At 43.8% G+C, this 541-nt stretch carries 1 rRNA gene; it reads left to right on the top strand.

Going from position 1 to position 541, the window contains the following annotated elements:
* Window positions 1–213: 213 nt before the first annotated feature.
* Window positions 214–332 (top strand): 5S ribosomal RNA (gene rrf / locus GR167_RS20075).
* Window positions 333–541 lie beyond the last annotated feature (209 nt).

The raw sequence follows: 541 nt of genomic DNA, 5'->3' as shown, positions 1-541 counted from the left end.
CCTTTTTGAATTTATTTTTTAAGCAAGCACTCGGGTTCAAGTCGAGAAATCAATTGACAGAAGGATATATACTGTTTAAAAACAGGATCGACCGAAAAAGTGACGCTTCTGCTAGACTTAATCGTGCAAAATACAATCTTAGTGGCGCGGGCCCACATTGGAGATGGAGCGGGCAATGAGGGTCTCTTGTAGATTGTTTGCGCAAATTGGCACAGGTGCGATCATACCAGCACTAATGCATCGGATCCCATCAGAACTTCGCAGTTAAGCGTGCTTGGGCGAGAGTAGTACTAGGATGGGTGACCTCCTTGGAAGTCCTCGTGTTGCACCTCTTTTTGAATTTATTTTTTAATCAAGCACTCGGGTTTAAGTCGAGAAATCAATTGACAGAAGGATATATACTGTTTAAAAACAGGATCGACCGAAAAAGTGACACTTCTGCTAGACTTAATCGTGCAAAATACAATCTTAGTGGAACGGGCCCACATTGGAGATGGAGCGGGCGATGAGAGTCTCTTGTAGATTGTTGGCGCAAGTTGGG

This window comes from Thalassovita mangrovi (assembly GCF_009857745.1).
GTDB classification, from domain to species: domain Bacteria; phylum Pseudomonadota; class Alphaproteobacteria; order Rhodobacterales; family Rhodobacteraceae; genus Thalassobius; species Thalassobius mangrovi.
This window is presented reverse-complemented; position numbering and strand designations above follow the sequence as displayed.